At 73.7% G+C, this 16,820-nt stretch carries 16 protein-coding genes and 1 pseudogene; 5 read left to right on the top strand and 12 right to left on the bottom strand.

Translation table 11 applies throughout. From position 1 onward, the window contains the following. Positions 1–45 precede the first annotated feature (45 nt). Positions 46–540: pseudogene (locus tag GTY67_RS01860) on the bottom strand (MBL fold metallo-hydrolase); the annotation flags it as partial. Positions 541–549: 9 nt separating this feature from the next. Beyond that, positions 550–1,914 (bottom strand): dipeptidase, encoded by a 1,365-nt coding sequence (locus GTY67_RS01855; protein WP_161277546.1) that lies wholly within the window; start codon positions 1,912–1,914, stop codon positions 550–552. 196 nt (positions 1,915–2,110) lie between these two features. Here GTY67_RS01855 and GTY67_RS01850 point away from each other — a divergent pair, with 196 nt between their 5' ends. After that, positions 2,111–3,328 carry a geranylgeranyl reductase family protein gene (locus GTY67_RS01850; RefSeq protein WP_093694183.1) on the top strand — a complete coding sequence of 406 codons (1,218 nt, stop codon included), beginning with the start codon at positions 2,111–2,113 and terminating at the stop codon, positions 3,326–3,328. An 8-nt stretch (positions 3,329–3,336) separates the two neighbouring features. Continuing rightward, positions 3,337–4,017, top strand: coding sequence for an alpha/beta hydrolase (locus GTY67_RS01845; protein WP_161277545.1), 681 nt, complete (start codon positions 3,337–3,339; stop codon positions 4,015–4,017). On the opposite strand, the gene GTY67_RS01840 is transcribed toward GTY67_RS01845, so the two are convergent. After that, on the bottom strand, positions 4,001–4,459 hold the full coding sequence (locus GTY67_RS01840; RefSeq protein ID WP_093694184.1) for a nitroreductase/quinone reductase family protein: 459 nt from the start codon (positions 4,457–4,459) through the stop codon (positions 4,001–4,003). The genes GTY67_RS01845 and GTY67_RS01840 overlap by 17 nt on opposite strands. A gap of 201 nt (positions 4,460–4,660) precedes the next feature. Here GTY67_RS01840 and GTY67_RS01835 point away from each other — a divergent pair, with 201 nt between their 5' ends. Continuing rightward, on the top strand, positions 4,661–5,380 hold the full coding sequence (locus GTY67_RS01835; protein ID WP_093694185.1) for a TetR/AcrR family transcriptional regulator: 720 nt from the start codon (positions 4,661–4,663) through the stop codon (positions 5,378–5,380). Between the two features lie 46 nt (positions 5,381–5,426). On the opposite strand, the gene GTY67_RS01830 is transcribed toward GTY67_RS01835, so the two are convergent. The 3 genes from GTY67_RS01830 to GTY67_RS01820 form a co-directional block, all read right to left on the bottom strand. Then, positions 5,427–5,735, bottom strand: a complete 309-nt coding sequence (locus GTY67_RS01830; RefSeq protein ID WP_093694186.1) for a DUF6332 family protein — start codon at positions 5,733–5,735, stop codon at positions 5,427–5,429. Between the two features lie 310 nt (positions 5,736–6,045). Beyond that, the gene (locus GTY67_RS01825) at positions 6,046–6,831 is read right to left on the bottom strand and encodes a maleylpyruvate isomerase family mycothiol-dependent enzyme (RefSeq protein ID WP_161277544.1); all 786 of its coding nucleotides are present in this window, start codon (positions 6,829–6,831) and stop codon (positions 6,046–6,048) included. A gap of 38 nt (positions 6,832–6,869) precedes the next feature. Continuing rightward, positions 6,870–7,994: an MFS transporter gene (locus GTY67_RS01820; RefSeq protein WP_161277543.1), complete on the bottom strand. Its 1,125-nt coding sequence runs from the start codon at positions 7,992–7,994 to the stop codon at positions 6,870–6,872. A gap of 252 nt (positions 7,995–8,246) precedes the next feature. Here GTY67_RS01820 and GTY67_RS01815 point away from each other — a divergent pair, with 252 nt between their 5' ends. Further along, complete coding sequence (locus tag GTY67_RS01815) at positions 8,247–9,461, top strand: ROK family protein (RefSeq protein WP_161277542.1); 1,215 nt, start codon at positions 8,247–8,249, stop codon at positions 9,459–9,461. Positions 9,462–9,519: 58 nt separating this feature from the next. On the opposite strand, the gene GTY67_RS01810 is transcribed toward GTY67_RS01815, so the two are convergent. Together GTY67_RS01810 and GTY67_RS01805 are read right to left on the bottom strand one after the other, a co-directional pair. Further along, the gene (locus tag GTY67_RS01810; RefSeq protein ID WP_176727616.1) at positions 9,520–10,038 is read right to left on the bottom strand and encodes an ATP-binding protein; all 519 of its coding nucleotides are present in this window, start codon (positions 10,036–10,038) and stop codon (positions 9,520–9,522) included. 254 nt (positions 10,039–10,292) lie between these two features. Beyond that, positions 10,293–10,610, bottom strand: coding sequence for a hypothetical protein (locus tag GTY67_RS01805; protein WP_093694505.1), 318 nt, complete (start codon positions 10,608–10,610; stop codon positions 10,293–10,295). A 251-nt stretch (positions 10,611–10,861) separates the two neighbouring features. Here GTY67_RS01805 and GTY67_RS01800 point away from each other — a divergent pair, with 251 nt between their 5' ends. After that, positions 10,862–12,007 (top strand): PLP-dependent cysteine synthase family protein, encoded by a 1,146-nt coding sequence (locus GTY67_RS01800; protein ID WP_093694191.1) that lies wholly within the window; start codon positions 10,862–10,864, stop codon positions 12,005–12,007. A 13-nt stretch (positions 12,008–12,020) separates the two neighbouring features. Here GTY67_RS01800 and GTY67_RS01795 read toward each other — a convergent pair whose 3' ends face one another. The 4 genes from GTY67_RS01795 to GTY67_RS01780 form a co-directional block, all read right to left on the bottom strand. Next, positions 12,021–12,500: an SRPBCC family protein gene (locus tag GTY67_RS01795; RefSeq protein ID WP_093694192.1), complete on the bottom strand. Its 480-nt coding sequence runs from the start codon at positions 12,498–12,500 to the stop codon at positions 12,021–12,023. A 58-nt stretch (positions 12,501–12,558) separates the two neighbouring features. Continuing rightward, a complete protein-coding gene (locus GTY67_RS01790; protein ID WP_161277541.1) occupies positions 12,559–14,133 on the bottom strand; it encodes an SDR family oxidoreductase in 1,575 nt (524 codons plus the stop codon). 82 nt (positions 14,134–14,215) lie between these two features. After that, positions 14,216–16,204, bottom strand: coding sequence for a hypothetical protein (locus GTY67_RS01785; RefSeq protein ID WP_161277540.1), 1,989 nt, complete (start codon positions 16,202–16,204; stop codon positions 14,216–14,218). 130 nt (positions 16,205–16,334) lie between these two features. After that, positions 16,335–16,790 (bottom strand): SRPBCC family protein, encoded by a 456-nt coding sequence (locus GTY67_RS01780; RefSeq protein ID WP_161277539.1) that lies wholly within the window; start codon positions 16,788–16,790, stop codon positions 16,335–16,337. Positions 16,791–16,820 lie beyond the last annotated feature (30 nt).

Raw genomic sequence — 16,820 nt, 5'->3', positions numbered from 1 at the left:
CTCCCCGACGCCCGCCACACAGTCCCCGGTGAACAGGACCCCCTAGCGCGGCAGATGGAGAGCGATGGACCCCGGCGTGTGACCGGGCGCGTGCACCACCCGGGCGCCACCGCCGAACGGCAGCACCTCACCGTCGGCCACCTCGCGGTCGACCCGGGTGGGCGGCGGATCGGGGACCGTCAGCCCGTGCTCGTACAGCGGCCGTTCCCAGTCGAGGAGGTCCGGTTCCGGTACGGGGACCTCGCCCCGGATCACTGGCGCGTCCAGCGGGTGGGCGAGGATCTCGGCGCCGTGGCGGTCCGCCAGTTCCTGGGCGGCGCCGTAGTGGTCGCGGTGGCCGTGGGTGAGGACGATGCGGCCGATCCGGCCGGGGTCGAGGCCGAACCCACGTACCGCGTCCTCGATCGCTTCCGCCGCCTCGATGTCACCCGCGTCGATCAACGTCAGGTCGGCGCTGTCACTGTCGCCGTCGCACGAGAGATAGCCCGAGGGCGTAGCCGCCCCGGACGGGTGCCCCCTGTCGGGGTCGGCAGGGGGCATCCGCGAGGTTCAGGCCTTCTTCGACTCCGCGTAGTTGCGCAGGAACAGAGCCTCGGTGACCGACATCCGCTCCAGCTCCTCCGGCGACACGCTCTCGTTCACCGCGTGGATCTGCGCCTCCGGCTCGCTCAGGCCGATGAGGAGGATCTCCGCCTCCGGGTAGAGCGACGCCAGGGTGTTGCAGAGCGGGATGGAGCCGCCCATGCCGGAGGACTGCATCTCCTGGCCCGGGTAGGCGTCGCGCATCGCGTCCGCCATCGCCGTGTACGCCGGGCTGTCCATGTCGGCGCGGAACGGCTGGCCCTGGCCCACCTGCTCCACCGTGACCCGCGCCCCCCAGGGGGCGTGCGACTCCAGGTGGGCGGTGAGCAGCTTCGCCGCCTCGGCGGCGTCGTGGCCCGGGGGCACCCGCAGGCTGATCTGCGCCCGGGCGCTCGCCTGCACGGACGGTGTGGCGCCGACCACCGGCGGGCAGTCGATGCCGATGACGGTGACGGCGGGGCGCGCCCAGATCCGGTCCGCGACCGTGCCCTTGCCGATCAGCTCCACGCCGTCCAGCACCTTGGCGTCCTGCCGGAACTCCGCCTCCGGGTACTGGAGTCCGTCCCAGTCCGCCTCGCCGGTCAGACCGTCGACCGTCGTCGTCCCGTCCGCGTCGCGCAGCGAGGCCAGCAGCTGGATCATCGCGGCCAGCGCGTCGGGGGCGGCGCCGCCGAACTGCCCCGAGTGCAGGTTCCCTTCGAGGGTGTCCAGCTGCACCCGCAGCATCGTCATGCCGCGCAGTGTCGCCGTCACCGTCGGCAGCCCGACCCGGAAGTTCCCGGTGTCGCCGATGACGATCGTGTCCGCCGCCAGCAGCTCCGGGTGCGCCTCCGCGTACCGCTCCAGACCGCCGGTGCCCTGCTCCTCGGAGCCCTCGGCGATCACCTTCACCGAGACCGGGACACCGCCGTTCGCCTTCAGGGCGCGCAGCGCGAGCAGGTGCATGATGAACCCGCCCTTGCAGTCCGCCGCGCCCCGGCCGTACCAGCGTCCGTCGCGCTCGGTCAGCTCGAACGGCGGGGAGAGCCACGCCGACTCGTCCAGCGGCGGCTGCACGTCGTAGTGCGCGTAGAGCAGTACGGTCGGGGCACCGGCCGGGCCGGGCAGGTAACCGTAGACCGACTGCGTGCCGTCGGGGGTGTCGAGGAGGGCGACGTCCGTGAAGTCCTCGGCGCGCAGGGCGTCCGCGACCCAGTTCGCCGCGGCCTCGCACTCGCTCTTCGGGAACTGCGCCGGGTCCGCCACCGACTGGAACGCGACCAGCTCGGCGAGCTCAGCCCGGGCACGGGGCATCAGCGAGGCGACGGTCTCGGAAATCGGGCGGGCGGTCATGGGCACGCTCCTCGTGGGTGCGACGTTATGGGTAGGGCACGGTGTGTACGCGCCCGTCCGCGACACCGTGGATGCGGTGCCGCGAGGCAGGACGAAATCATGGCCGATCCTCCCACAGAGGGGCTCGGTCACCACGCGCCGTAGGATGCCGTGAGCAGCTTGGGGCCACTGGTCGGATCGGGAGCAGAAGCACATCGTGAGCAGCGAGAACGCAGACGCCGGGCGGGAAAACGAAGAGTCGTCGTCGGTGTGGGACGTCGTCGTCGTCGGCGCCGGACCGGCCGGCGCATCGGCGGCGTACGCGGCAGCCGTGGCGGGCCGACGGGTCCTGCTGCTGGAGAAGGCGGAGTTGCCGCGCTACAAGACCTGCGGCGGCGGCATCATCGGGTTCTCCCGGGATTCCCTGCCACCGGGGTTCGAACTGCCCCTGAAGGACCGCATCCACGCCGTCACCTTTTCGCTCAACGGGAAGCTCTCCCGCACCCGCCGCTCCCGGCGCATGCTCTTCGGGCTGATCAACCGCCCGGAGTTCGACGCCGGGCTGGTGGAGGAGGCGCAGAAGGCCGGCGCCGAACTGCGTACCGGCGCCTCGGTGGTGCGGGTGGAGCAGCACGGACCCGCCGTGCCCGACCGGCGTACGGTCGCGGTCGTGCTGGCCGGCGGTGAGACCGTGCTGGCGCGGGCGGTCGTCGGCGCGGACGGCAGCGCGGGCCGGATAGGAGCACACGTCGGGGTCAAACTCGACCAGGTGGACCTCGGCCTGGAGGCGGAGATCCCCGTTCCGGCGACGGTGGCGGAGGACTGGGCGGGCCGGGTCCTCATCGACTGGGGCCCGATGCCCGGCAGTTACGGCTGGGTCTTCCCCAAGGGCGACACCCTGACCGTCGGGGTCATCTCGGCGCGCGGCGACGGCGCCGGCACCAAGCGGTATCTGGAGGACTTCATCGCCCGCCTCGGCCTCGCCGGGTTCGAGCCGTCCATCTCCTCGGGCCATCTGACCCGCTGCCGCAGCGACGACTCCCCGCTCTCCCGTGGCCGGGTCGTGGTCTGCGGCGACGCGGCGGGGCTCCTGGAGCCGTGGACCCGCGAGGGCATCTCCTTCGCGCTGCGCTCCGGGCGGCTCGCGGGCGAATGGGCCGTCAGGATCGCCGAGGCGCACGATGCGGTGGACGCCCGCCGCCAAGCCCTCAACTACGCCTTCGCCATCAAGGCCGGTCTCGGCGTGGAGATGGGCGTGGGCCGCCGCATGCTCAAGCTGTTCGAGCGCCGCCCGGGGGTGCTGCACGCCGTGCTGACCGGCTTCCGCCCGGCCTGGAAGGCGTTCGCCGGGATCACCCGGGGCACGACGTCGCTCGCCGAGCTGGTCCGTACCCACCCGCTGGCCCAGCGGGCGCTGAGCGCGATGGACCGCTGAAGGGGCCGGTGCGCGGCGGGGCGGTCCTCGTCCATGGGCTCTACCACCGCCCCGGACACTTCGCCGCGGTCGCCGACGGCCTGCGGGCGCGGGGGATCAAGGTGGTCGTTCCCGAGCTCCACCGAGGGTCCCTGGCGGCTGATACGGCAGCGGTCCAGGCCGCCGTCGATGCGCTGGACCGGCAGCCGCTGTTGCTCGGCCACTCCTACGGCGGGTCGGTGATCACCGGGGTGCGCGGAGCGTGCCACCTGGTCTATCTGTCGGCCTTCGTACCGGACGTGGGCGAGAGCGCGGCCGCTCTCGGCGGGGCCTCCGCGCAGCTGCGTGACGCGGTCGTGCCGGGGGAGGGGCCTGACGGCACGACACATCTGGATCCCGGCCGGGCGGCCGATGTCCTCTACGACGACTGCCCCGGGCCCCTCGCCGCCCGTGCGGTCGGCCTGCTGCGGCCGCAGGCCCCGGGGTGCGGACGGGGCGTCCCGGTGCACCACAGCTGGAAGCTGACCCCCTCGACGTATGTCGTCCGCGCCGGGGACCGGGCGATCGACCCCGCCCCGCAACGGGCGCTGGCCGCCCGCTGCACCGGTGTACGCGAGTGGCCGACGGGGCATTCACCGTTCGTGTCCCGGCCCGCGCTCGTGGTGGACCTGGTGGCGGAGCTGCTCGGCGCGGTCAGCTCTCGAACGTGAGGCGGAAGACCGGGTGGTCCGGGCAGGCCGCCAGGAGTTCGGCGTCCGTGGACTTCGCGGTGACGCCCTGGAAATACTGGTTGACCTCCCAGCCCCACCGCTTCAGATAGGCGCGGAGGATCTCCGCCTTCTCCGCGTCGTCGGCGATCTCCACGGCGGTGAATACCCGGGTTCTGCGCCCCACGCGCAGCTCACCGCCGCCCGCGACGCGCATGTTCCGCACCCACTGGGAGTGGCCCCGGGCCGAGACGAGGTACTGGGCGCCCTCGTAGGAGTGCGGGTTGACGGGGATGCGCTGCATCCGGCCGCTCGTCCGTCCTCGTACCGACATCTCGGCGGAGCCCATGAGGCTGAGGCCGTGCCGGGCGAGACGGCCGATGACGTTGTTGAGGCGGGTGGCGGTGGCACCGGCCCGGAGGTAGTACGGCTGCGGCTGCGACATGGCGATCCCCAGAGGCGTGGACCAGTGGACTGATCGAGGACCAGTGGACTGATCGAGATGATCCCGGTGGTGGAGAGCGGCGCTCTGATTTTGTGAGCAGTGCTCTCGCTTGAGATCAGTGTGCACGGAATCGGTGCTCAAAAGCAAGAGCACTGCTCTCGTTGTGGTTCGGTGCTCTGAACGCGTGGCAGACTGATCACCATGAGCACCATCCGAGGGGCCAGGGAGCGCGCCCGCGCAGAAGTGACCGCCGCCATCAAGGACGAGGCCAGAAAACAGCTGGCGGCGGAGGGCGCGGCCAAGCTCTCCCTCCGCGCCGTTGCCCGCGAGCTGGGCATGGCCTCCTCGGCGCTCTACCGCTACTTCCCCAGTCGCGACGACCTCCTCACCGCGCTGATCGTCGACGCGTACGACGCCATCGGCGAGGCCGCGGAGACCGCCCGCGCCACCGCCGACCGGGCCCGTCCCCGCCCCGCCCCGTACGCCGACCGCTGGGTCGCCGTGGCCGGTGCCGTACGGGAATGGGCGCTGGCCCACCCCCACGAGTACGCCCTGATCTACGGCTCACCCGTCCCCGGCTACAGCGCCCCCATGGACACGGTGGGCCCCGCCTCCCGGGTCGGCATGGTCCTCATCGGCCTCATCCGCGACGCGTTCCAGGACGGCGGGCTGGCCCTGCCGCCGCTCGCGCGGGAGCTGCGCGCCGAGGCCGATCGGCTCACCGCCGACATCGCACCGGACCTCCCGCCCGCCGTCGCGCCGGCCCTCGTCGCCGCCTGGGCCCAGCTCTTCGGCCTGATCTCGTTCGAGCTCTTCGGTCAGTTCAACCGGATGGTCGAGGCGCGCGAGGAGCTCTTCCGGCAGGCCGCGGGGGAGCTGGCCCGCTCGGTCGGTCTGCGCGGGGGCCCGGCCACCGGCTGAGTCGCGGGATGCGCCGTCCATACGTACGGGAATCGGATGCGCCGTGCTACGTAACGGAGTCGGCGGTGCCGGAGCGGGTCGGCCTGTCCGGGGCCGGGCCGCCCAGGCGGCGGCCCTCCCGCCGCGGAAAGCGCCACAGCACATGGGCGACCCGTGTGGCGAAGGCCAGTACGGCGGCCGCCGCTGCGAGGCCGAGGACCACCGTCCGTGCCGGGCGGCCGAGGTCGAGGAGAAGCAGGGCGGGTGCGGAGATCGCCGAGAAGGTGAGGCCGGCCAGTACGGCGGAAGTGGCCAGCGCGTAACCGATCTCGACCGTCATCGCGTCCCGCTCCGCCTGCGTCCGCCGTTCCCCCATGGCCGCAGTCTCACAGTCCGGCCGCGCGCCCGGCAAGCGTGCGGCCCCGTGCCTGGCCCGCACCGGGGCACCGGGCCCCATGGCTCATGCCCCGTGCCTGGCCCGCACCGGGGCACCGGGCCCCATGGCTCATGCCCCGTGTCCGGCCCGCACCGTCATGCCCCGCGTCCGGCTCGCATCGGCGTCCGGCCCGCACTCGCTGCTGGCTGGCCCGCACCGGCCGCCGGGCATGCACCGGCCCCCAGGCCCCGGGCCCCGTGCATGGCTCCCACCGGCTGCCCGACCCACCCCCCCCCGGCCCCGCCCAAGTTCACCAGGTGACCGCTGAGTTGTCCGTCCAGAGCCTGGCCACCGAGCGGTCGCCGCGCAACGTGACGGCGGTGAGCGGCAGGCGGTTCCAGAGGGTGAGGTAGAGGCCCTCCGCCGTCCCGCTCAGCTCGCAGTCCGCGCGGCCGCCGCCGCCGTCCGGGCCCGGTCCGCCGTCCTCGGCCTCGGCGCCGACTGACGTACGTACGGCCTGCGGCGGTTCCTCCGAGATCCGTACGGTCCACACCGCGTCCGTGTCCACGGCCCGCACCCGCAGCGTGCGCGGGGTGGAGGAGCGGACCCGGCTCTTGGGCCGGGCGTGGAAGCCGCTGAGGAGTTCGTCGATGCCGTCGGCCGCCCGGTCCGCGTCCACCGTCGTCAGCGGCCCGCCGAGCGCGGACTCCGCGTCCACCCGGTGCACGGTCGTCTCGTTCAGCTGGCGGCGGGACCAGAACGCCAGGGGTGAGGGGGCGGGCAGGAAGGTCCAGCACTCCAGGTCGGCGGGGGCGGCCTCCAGCGACCGGACCAGGTGGCGGTGGCCCGCCCGGAACCAGTCGAGGAGTTCGGCGCCGTCGAGGTCCGGTTCACCGCCGTCCGGCCGGGGCGTGGTGTGGCCCTCGGTGATGAAGTCGGCCGCCCAGCGGTGCACCATGCCGGTGTGGCGCAGCAGGTGGCGTATCTGCCAGCCGGGACAGGTCGGGACCGACGCCCCGGGGCCCGCCTGTTCGGCGGCCGCCGCGAGGAGCCGCCCTTCCTCGGACAGGGACGCGATGTGCTCGGTGATCTCCATGGCCGGATTGTGCCAGGGGGTGGGCAGCGGGCCGCCGTTCAGGCGTGCGTCGCGTTGCGGGCCCCGTACCCGAGTACGGCCGCCCCCGCGGCCAGCAGGGCCACCGTCGTCAGCGCCACCGGCAGCGAGAACCAGTCGGCCAGGAAGCCGATCGCGGGCGGGCCCAGCAGCATGCCCCCGTAGCCGAGCGTCGAGGCGGCGGCCACCCCGCTCGGTCCGGCCAGTTCACCGGCCCGGCCCACGGCGACCGGGAAGATGTTGGCCAGCCCCAGGCCGGTGACCGCGAATCCGGCCAGTGCGAGCCAGACGGTCGGGGCCAGCGAGCCCAGCAGCATCCCGGCCGCGGCGACCGCACCGCCGAGGACCAGGGTGCGGGTCTGGCCGAGCCGTTCCAGGAGCATCGTCCCGGTGAGCCTGCCGATGGTCATCGTCAGGGCGAACAGCGCGTATCCGGCGGCGGCGAGGCCGGGGTGGGCGTCCAGGTCCTGTTCCAGGTGGAGCGCGCCCCAGTCGGCCAGCGCGCCTTCCCCGTACGCCGTGCACAGGGCGATCACACCGAAGAGCACGACGATCCGGCGGGCCCGCGGGTCGAGTTTCCGCTGGGGCTGCCGCTGAGTCGTGCGCGGCTCGGGCGCCGTACGGGCCGGGCGGTTGCGCAGCAGCGCGGGTCCCGCGAACGCGGTGACGAGCAGGCCGATACCGGCCAGCAGGAACAGGTGCGTCGAGGCGGAAAGGCCGCCCGCGACCAGCCCGCCGAGTCCGGCGCCGACCATGCCGCCGAGGCTGAACGCGGCGTGGAAGCTCGGCATCACCGGTCGGCGGAGCTGGGCGACCAGGTCGACGGCCGCGCTGTTCATCGCCACGTTCATGCCGCCGTACGCCGCTCCGAAGACGAGCAGGACGAGGCCGAGCGAGAGCGCCGAATGGGTCTGCGCGGGCAGGGCGATGCTCAGCGGGAGCAGCACCCCGCAGGCCACGGTCACGGCGTGGCTGCCGTAGCGGCGGCAGAGGCGGCCGGTGAGCATCATGGTGATCACGGCGCCCGCGGAGACGCCGAGCAGGGCGAGGCCGAGGGTGGAGGCGGAGGCGCCGGTCTGCTGCTTGATGGCCGGGATACGGACCACCCAGCCGGCGAAGAGGAAACCGTCGAGGGCGAAGAACACGGTCAGCGCGGTACGGAGGCGGGCCGACGCGGGTGGGGCGGTGTCTCCGCCAGGTCCCCCCGGTAGGGCCGTCCGCAGTTTGTTTAGTTGCGGCACAAAATCAGCATAGGGGTGGGCGGAGCGCGGGCGCAAGACGGCTGACAGGCACGGGTGCGGCCCGTCCCTGAGGGCCCCCATGCCGTCCGGCGCCACCCGTCCCCGCCCGCTCCCTCCGCGTCCGGGACGCCCCCGGATCATGGGAGACTCGCCCTCATGAACGGCAAGGCGACCACCACCCGGACGAAGTTGGAGAGGGGCCGCAGCGCGCTCGGGCCCGCACTGGAGCTGGTCCACACCGGGCGCGCTCCCACGCGCGCCGTCCTCACCTCCGAGCTCGGCGTCACCCGGGCCACCGCCGGGGCGGTCGCCGCCGAGCTGGAGGCGCTCGGGCTGATCCGGGTCGACTCCAGCCCCGGTTCCGCGGCCGGTTCGCAGGGCCGTCCCTCGCACCGGCTCTCCGTCCTGGAGACCGGCCCGGTCGTCCTCGCCGCCCAGGTCCACGCCGACGGCTTCCGGGCCGCCCTCGTCGGGCTCGGCGGCCGGATCGTCGCAACGGCGCCCGGCTGCGTCGCCGTGATGGCCGACCCCGCCCAGGTGCTCGGCGAGGTCGTGGCCGCCGGGGCGGAGCTGCTCCGCGAGAGCGGGCTGCGCTGCGTCGGTGCCGGGCTCGCCGTCCCCTCGGCGGTCGCCGAACCCGAGGGCACCGCCCTCAACCCGCTGCACCTCGCCTGGCCCGCGGGCTCGCCGGTCCGGGACATCTTCGCCGCCTGCGTACGGGAGGCGGGCATCACCGGCCCCGCCTTCACCGGCAACGACGTCAACCTCACCGCGCTGGCCGAGCACCGGCATGGCGCAGGACGCGGCGCCCAGCACCTCCTCTGCGTCGCCACCGGCCACCGGGGCGTCGGCGGGGCCCTGGTCCTCGACGGCCGCCTGCACAGCGGGAGTTCGGGGCTCGCGCTGGAGGTCGGTCACCTCACCGTGAACCCCGAGGGGCGCCCCTGCCACTGCGGCGGACGCGGCTGCCTGGACGTGGAGACCGACCCGCTCGCCTTCCTCACCACCGCGCGCCGCGACCCGGGCCCGGAGGAGTCGCTCCTCAAGCAGGCCGGGGACCTGCTGCGTACGGAGTACGGGGACGCCGACGTACGCAACGCGGCCGAGGCGCTCATCGACCGCCTGGGGCTGGGCCTCGCCGGGCTCGTCAACATCCTCAACCCGGACCGGATCATCCTCGGCGGGCTCCACCGCGACCTGCTGGAGGCCGACCCGGAGCGGCTGCGGGCCGTCGTCGCCGACCGCAGCCTCTGGGGCCGCAGCGGCAGCGTGCCGATCCTGCCCTGCACGCTGACCCACAACAGCCTCGTCGGCGCCGCCGAACTGGCCTGGCAGCCGGTCCTCGACGACCCGCTCGCCGCCCTCGCCTGAACCGGGCACGCCGGCGCGGCATCACACTCGCCGCACCGCCGCACCCAGGCCGTTCCCGTCAGCCGACCACGGCCGACCGGGCAGGGGCCGCCGCGACGGCCTCGGGGCTGATGGGGACGGACCCGAACGGCCCGTCCGTCGTCGACCCGTAGACCGCGAGCGGTGGCAGGGTCGAGGTGTCGCAGGTCGCCGGCAAGGTGAACCAGACGGCCTTTCCGGCCGCGCCGCTCGGCCGTACGCCCCAGCTCTCGCTGACCGCGGCGATCAGGGCCAGACCCCGGCCCGAGGTGGCGAAGGAATCCGCCTCGTTCACCGTGGGGACACGGGGGTCATGGTCGTGGACGGAGACCGTCAACCGGTCGAGCAGCAACTCGATGTCGACGGTGCATGACTTGTCCGGCTGTGCGTGCCGGTGGACATTGGTCAGGAGTTCGGTGACGCCCAGGGCTGCCTGGTCGATCAGAGGATCGAGATGCCAGTAGCGCAGTTGCGCCGAGATGATTCTGCGGACCTGACCGATCCGCGACGGCAGGGCTTGGAGCTCCACCGTGCAGTGCCTGCTTGGCTCGCTGATCACGGCTGCGACTCCCCGAAATAGGTCCGGAAGAAGAAGACGGACGAACGGAGCCGGCGGACGACTGACTGCCGAATCCGCTCTGCTCTTGTCGTGTCTGCTCATGTCGCACGATCCGGTCCCGCAGCATTCCGTACGAGCGGATCGCTCTGTCACCGATGATGCACCTTCAGTGACGTGGGTCCAGCGTGGCCCAGCCCGTGCGGCTCCGCAACTCGCGGAGCCGCACGCGGTGCCCGGGGGAGCGGCCCCGGGGCTCAGCCCCGACGGCCTCCCGCGCTCCGCAGCGCCTCCAGGAAGCGGCGCAGCGGAGCCGCCCCGTCGCGTCTGCGGCTGCGCTGTCCCATCGTCAACCGGTAGCGCACGCCGTTCACCCGGGCGATGGCCGAATCCGCCGCGAAGAACCACCGTTTGCCCGCACTCACCGTGGTCACCGGGGCGCTGTCGATCTCCCGCCCGTTGCTCATCAGCAGGGACAGCCGGCCGTCCTTGACGACCACCTGACCGGCCCTGGTCAGCGACCGGGTGAACCTCTCGATCCTGACCCCCGACGCACTGAACTCGGCGTCCGCCATCGCGGCTTCGCCCCCCTTCGTCACCACTTCTCCTGTTGCAGTGTGCCCGGCCGCGCCCCCGACCGCCAGAGGGCGCGGAAGCCCGCCCCGCGCTGCTCGCACCGCCCGCCCCAACTGCCCCCGCCGACCCTGCTCAAAGGCAGGGCTATGGACCATCAAAGTCAACGTTTGTGCAGGTCGGGGGCATATCGTGGAGGCAGGAGCACCGGCGGAAGAACAGTGCGGACAGCGGACGAACAAGGAGCACGGCGATGGACACCGATGAGCTGGGACGTGACCGTGGGGCCACCGGGGCGGCCATGGGGACGGTGGACATCGACCGCAGCGACCCGGAGTACCGGGCCTGGCTGAAGGAAGCCGTACGCAAGGTCCAGGCCGACGCCAACCGTTCGGCCGACACCCATCTGCTGCGCTTCCCGCTGCCCGAGGAGTGGGGCATCGACCTCTACCTCAAGGACGAGTCGACCCACCCCACCGGCAGCCTCAAGCACCGGCTCGCCCGCTCGCTCTTCCTCTACGGGCTCTGCAACGGCTGGATCCGCCCGGGCAAGCCGGTCATCGAGGCGTCCAGCGGATCGACCGCCGTCTCGGAGGCGTACTTCGCCAAGCTGATCGGCGTGCCGTTCATCGCCGTGATGCCCCGCACCACCAGCCCGGAGAAGTGCCGGCTCATCGAATTCCACGGCGGGCAGTGCCACTTCGTCGACGACTCCCGCAAGATGTACGAGGAGTCCGCGTCCCTCGCCGCCGCGACCGGCGGCCACTACATGGACCAGTTCACCTATGCCGAGCGGGCCACCGACTGGCGCGGCAACAACAACATCGCCGAGTCGATCTACCAGCAGCTCAAGCTGGAGCGCTACCCCGAACCCACCTGGATCGTCGCCACCGCCGGGACCGGCGGCACCTCCGCCACCATCGCCCGCTACGTGCACTACCTCCAGCACGACACCCGGGTCTGTGTGCCCGACCCGGAGAACTCCTGTTTCTTCGACGGCTGGACGCGCAACGACCCGTACGCGAGCAGCGACTGCGGCTCCCGGATCGAGGGCATCGGCCGCCCCCGTATGGAGCCCAGCTTCGTGCCCGGCGCCATCGACCGGATGATGAAGGTGCCCGACGCGGCGAGCGTCGCCGCCGTACGGGCGCTGGAGCGGGCCATCGGACGCAAGGCGGGCGGCTCCACGGGCACCGGCCTGTGGAGTGCCTTCAAGCTGATCGCCGAGATGGTGGAGCAGGGGGAGACCGGCAGCGTCGTCACGCTGCTGTGCGACCCGGGCGACCGCTACCTGGACAAGTACTACTCCGACTCCTGGCTGGAGGAGCAGGGCCTGGACATCGCCCCGTACACCGCGGCGATCGACAACTTCCTCGCCACCGGGACCCTGACCGGCTGAGGTCCGGGGAGGTTCAGGCCGCCGGTGCGGTCAGCCGCCCGTCGAGTCGCCGCACCGCGTCCCGGAAGGACCGGCCCATCCCTAGCCGCCCGACCCCCAGCACCGAGCGGAACGGGCCCGTCCCGTCGGCGGCGAAGGTCCACTGCACCCGGGTCCCGGTGCCGTCCGCGGTGAGCCGCCACTCCTCCACCAGGGCCCGCAGGCCCGGGGCGTTGGTCTCGTCGACCCGGTAGGCGTACCGCTCGCCCGGCTCGGCGGCCACGATCGTCTCGCGGAAGCGGACCCCGCCCCGCAGCCGCACCTCCCGGCCCGCGCCCCCGTCGGTGGGCGTGGCCCGGGTGACGGCGGTGAACCAGGAGGGCCAGGAGGCGACGTCCTCGGCGAGCGCCCGGTAGACCACGTCCGGGGGCGCGGACACCTCGGCGGCGAACACCAGACGTATCGGCGCCGAGTCGGTGAACTCCAGTCCTACGGTACGGAGTCGGCGTGCCATCCTGTGCACCTCCCGGCGAGCTGCGCTTATGGGGAGGCACACCATAGCGGCCGGGACGTCAGTTGTCTGTACCACTGCCGGCCACCGGTTCCCGGCCCTCCTTCCGCGCCCTGGCGGCGGTCCTGGCGGCCTCGGCGATGTTGCGGGCCATCCCGCCGAACACCACCGCGTGGAAGGGCGAAACCCCCCACCAGTACGCATGGCCGAGCAGCCCCTGCGGGTGGTACAGGGCGCGCTGGCGGTAGAGCGTGCGCCCCTGGTCGTCGGTGCCGGCCGACAGTTCCAGCCAGGCCGCGCCCGGCAGCCGCATCTCCGCCCGCAGCCGCAGCAGTTCGCCCGGCACGATCTCCTCCACCCGCCAGAAGTCCAGCGAGTCCCCGACCCGCAGCCGGTGGGCGTCCCGCCGCCCGCGCCGCAGCCCGACCCCGCCGACGATCCGGTCGATCCAGCCGCGCACCGCCCAGGCGAGCGGGAAGGAGTACCAGCCGTTCTCGCCGCCGATGCCCTCGATCACCCGCCACAGGTCCGCCCGGTCCACCGGCACCACCAGCTCCCGCTCATCCCGGTAGAGGCTGCCGCCCGACCAGTCCGGGTCGGTGGGCAGCGGGTCGCTCGGCGCACCCGGCAGCGAGGCGGAGGACCACCGGGTGTCCACCTGGGCGTCCTTGATCCGCTGGAGGGCCAGCCCCAGGGCCCGGTCGAAGCCGATCGGCCCCTCCGGCGGATCGGGGACGTACCGCGTGATGTCGTGCTCCCGGCAGACCACCTCATGGCGCAGCGACTCCGCGAGCGGCCGGGCGATCGACCGGGGGACCGGGGTCACCAGCCCGATCCAGTGGCTGGAGAGCGTCGGGGTGAGCACCGGGACCGGCACGATCACCCGCCGCGGCAGCCCCGCCACCCGCGCGTACCCCTGCATCATGTCCCGGTACGTCATGATGTCCGGGCCGCCGATGTCGAAGGTCCGGTTCACCTCGGACGGCAGGGTGGCGCTCCCCACCAGATACCGGATCACATCCCGTACGGCGATGGGCTGGATCCGGGTGGAGACCCAGCTCGGGGTCACCATCACCGGCAGCCGCTCGGTCAGATAGCGCAGCATCTCGAACGAGGCCGATCCGGAGCCGATCACGATCGCCGCCCGCAGCACCGCCGCCGGCACCCCGGAGTCCAGCAGGATCCGCCCCACCTCGGCCCGCGAGCGCAGATGCGGCGACAGCTCCTTCTCCGGCACCCCCTCGGGCGTCAGCCCGCCCAGGTAGACGATCCGCCGCACCCCGGCCGCGCGCGCCTTCTCGCCGAAGTTCCGGGCGGCCCGGCGGTCGGTCTCCTCGAAGTCCTTGCCGGAGCCCAGCGCGTGCACCAGGTAGTACGCCACGTCGACGTCCCGCATCGCCTCGGTCAGCGAGTCGGCGTCGGTGACATCGCCGCGCACCACCTCGACCCGGTCCGCCCAGGGGTAGTCGCGCAGCTTCTGCGGCGTCCGGGCCAGCGCGCGGACCCGGTGGCCGGTGTCGAGGAGTGCGGGCACCAGTCTGCCGCCGATGTAGCCGGTGGCGCCGGTGACCAGGCAGCGCAGCCGGGTCTCGTCGGGGACATCACGTACGCCGGGTTCTTCAGGAAGATCCGTCACCTGTCCGAGTCTCGCACCCGATCGCGTACGAGGCCGGGACGAGGACTCCGTACGGCGGAGCGCGCGTTGTCAGCGGCTTCGCTCAGTGCACCGCCGCCAGCGTCCCGCCCCCGCGCAGTCCGGCCGTCAGCTGTACGGAGGCGTCGCGCGGCGCCCGTACCGCCAGCGTCGGGCCGCCCGCCGTGCCCCGCACCTGCCCGGCGGCCTCGATCCGGTTGACGGCCCGGCTGCCCGCCGCCAGGACGTACCACCGGCCGGAGGCGGCCTTCCAGTGCGTGCCCGCCAGGATGTGCTGGCCGAACCGGCTGCACAGGGCGGTGTCGTCCCGGTCGGCGACCACGGCGGCCGGAGTGGTGGGGGAGGCGGCGGGCTGGAGGAACTGCACCAGCACCCGGCCAGGGCCGCGCCAGGTGTCGGCGCGGGTGCAGAGCCACTGGGCCGCCGCCTCGCCCTCGGGCAGCTTCTGCTCGGCGAACGCCCAGTTGTTCACCGCCCGCACCCCCGAGCCCGACAGCGTCCGCAGCGAACACGCCGTACGCGCCCAGGCGAGCAGCGCCTCCGGGCCCGTCGCCTCGCGCGGCTGCCGGGCGGGTGCGCCGCTTCCCGGCTTCGGGGTGTACGTCAGATGCGCCGGGGCCAGGTCGCCCAGGTCGGTCACCAGGAACGCGTGGTTCTCCACGATCCGCTCGGAGGAACGCAGCTGGAGCACCGGCCACGCGTCACAGGCGCCGCCCGCCGCCGGACGCTCCACCAGGGCGGTGACCCCGTCCGGGCCCACCTCCAGCGGCCGGCCGGGCGTGTTCGGCGCGAGCAGGTCGCGGGTCGTGGTCTCGGAGATCCAGGGGGCCAGCAGGAACCGCGCCTTCTCGCCCGTACGGCTCACGACCACGGCCGCGCCCGTCGTCACATCCGCGTCGTCGGTCCGGGCGAAGTCCAGCGCCGCCCCGCCACCGCCCGCCAGCGGCTCGGCGTACCGCACTACCCGGACCCCGCCGTCGTGGAACAGCACCACGGCCGCCCCGTCCACCTCACCCGCGAACAGCAGCCGGGGCGGCTGCGCGGGCGGTACGTCGACCGTGTCCGGGGTGGTCGACACCCGGACGGCCCCCGACGGCTCGGACCAGGCCCGCAGCGCCCGGCCCAGCAGCTCGCCGTCACCCCGCCGGTCACCGCGTGCGGGCCAGGCGGTGAAGTCGATCCGTGAGGTGTCCGCCCACTGCTCGGCCGCCGTACGCAGCAGGGCCGCAGGGTCGAGGGCCGGGACCGTCACCCCGGCCCCCGGCGCTTCGTCCCGTACGCCCTTCTCGGCGGCCACCGCGAGCGCGCCCGCCACCACGCAGAGCGCCGCCGCGAGGGCCACCGCCCGCATCCGATGCCGGCGCCGCAGCAGATCGCTCGGCCGGGTCTGCACGGTGCACGGGTCGAACTCCCCGGACCGCAGCAGCACTTGGGCCCCCGCCCGGTCCGGCCTCCCCAGCCGGGCGGCCCGGCGCACCGCCCCCGCCGGATCGTCCGCCCCCGCCTCGGCCAGCAGCTCCCGCGCCCCGGAATCCGTCATCCCGTCCAGCAACTGGAGCGCGAACGCGGCCCGTACGGCACCGGGCACCCCCGACAGGGCCCGGTCCAGGGCGAGTTCGTCGACGCCGCCCGCCCGGGGGAAGAGCCGCAGCCCCCACACCACCGGCAGCGTCGGCCGCAGCGCGGCGGGTGCCGGGAGGCGCCCGGGCCACCAGCGGGGCCTGCGCTCGTACGCCAGGGCCGTCCGCAGCACCCGCAGCCGCATCCACGCGTACGGCGCGCTCGCAGGGGCCTCCGCCGCCTCGGGGGAGCGGCGGGACTGGGCGGGCACCCGCAGCCGGTCCGGGGAGGTCCTGGCCCCGGGTAGCGCCCGCTGCACGGCCCCGTGCGCGGCCAGGACGCGGCGGTGGCGGCCCAGCGCGGGCGGCAGCACGACATAGGCGAGCCGCACCAGGCGCGGGTAGTGCTCCACGAGGGCGGCCTCGGCCTGCTGTACGCCCAGGGTCTCGCTCGGTGCGGCGTCGGGGCGTTGCTGCGGTGGATAGATCGGCATGGGTTCGGTGCCTTCCGAGGCCGTGGCGGGCAGGTGTCATACCGACAAACGAGTCAATCGTGTGACGGTCACATCACCCGCTGCGGACCGGCCTCCCGGCCGCCGCCGACACCCTGGCCCCGGCCGTCCTTCAGCCGTTCGCCCGCCCGCCCGGCGAGGCCAGCAGCTGGTCCAGCACCCCGCCGAACAGCCGCCGCCCGGCGGAGGCCAGCAGCGGGTCGCCCCACCGGGGCACCAGCCGCACCCGCAGCTCCTCCACCCACACCACATGGGAACCGGAGTGCGTCGGCAGCACATCGATCGAGGCCCGGCCCAGCACCACGGACCCGCGCTTCTCCAGCAGGCAGATCCCGGCCCGGCCACCGGCGGGCGGCGTCCAGCGGACCACTTCCATCGGGTCGTCGAAGGCCAGCGGGCCGATCCCCGTCCGCGCGGTGAACACCGTGCCGACCCTGGTCGGCGCCCCGCCCGCCACCGAGATGGCGGTCAACGGGACATGCTCGGCGTGCCGTTCCCAGTCGGTCACCCGCCGCCAGGCCTCGGCTGCGGGGAGAGGGGAGAAGCGCTCGATCCGGAAGACGGCCATGCTGCGATCCTAGGACGTCACGGCCGTACG

This window comes from Streptomyces sp. SID8374 (assembly GCF_009865135.1).
Taxonomy (GTDB): domain Bacteria; phylum Actinomycetota; class Actinomycetes; order Streptomycetales; family Streptomycetaceae; genus Streptomyces.
Note: the sequence above shows the minus strand (reverse complement) of the source record. Positions and strands in the feature narration are given on the sequence as shown.

Bases quoted from the DNA above. Each gene is read 5' to 3' on its own strand.
- GTY67_RS01855 (WP_161277546.1), bottom strand. From the start codon at position 1,914: ATGACCGCCCGCCCGATTTCCGAGACCGTCGCCTCGCTGATGCCCCGT.
- GTY67_RS01840 (WP_093694184.1), bottom strand. From the start codon at position 4,459: ATGTCGCAGCCGCAGCCGTACTACCTCCGGGCCGGTGCCACCGCCACC.
- GTY67_RS01835 (WP_093694185.1), top strand. From the start codon at position 4,661: ATGAGCACCATCCGAGGGGCCAGGGAGCGCGCCCGCGCAGAAGTGACC.
- GTY67_RS01830 (WP_093694186.1), bottom strand. From the start codon at position 5,735: ATGGGGGAACGGCGGACGCAGGCGGAGCGGGACGCGATGACGGTCGAG.
- GTY67_RS01825 (WP_161277544.1), bottom strand. From the start codon at position 6,831: ATGGAGATCACCGAGCACATCGCGTCCCTGTCCGAGGAAGGGCGGCTC.
- GTY67_RS01815 (WP_161277542.1), top strand. From the start codon at position 8,247: ATGAACGGCAAGGCGACCACCACCCGGACGAAGTTGGAGAGGGGCCGC.
- GTY67_RS01805 (WP_093694505.1), bottom strand. From the start codon at position 10,610: ATGGCGGACGCCGAGTTCAGTGCGTCGGGGGTCAGGATCGAGAGGTTC.
- GTY67_RS01800 (WP_093694191.1), top strand. From the start codon at position 10,862: ATGGACACCGATGAGCTGGGACGTGACCGTGGGGCCACCGGGGCGGCC.
- GTY67_RS01795 (WP_093694192.1), bottom strand. From the start codon at position 12,500: ATGGCACGCCGACTCCGTACCGTAGGACTGGAGTTCACCGACTCGGCG.
- GTY67_RS01785 (WP_161277540.1), bottom strand. From the start codon at position 16,204: ATGCCGATCTATCCACCGCAGCAACGCCCCGACGCCGCACCGAGCGAG.
- GTY67_RS01780 (WP_161277539.1), bottom strand. From the start codon at position 16,790: ATGGCCGTCTTCCGGATCGAGCGCTTCTCCCCTCTCCCCGCAGCCGAG.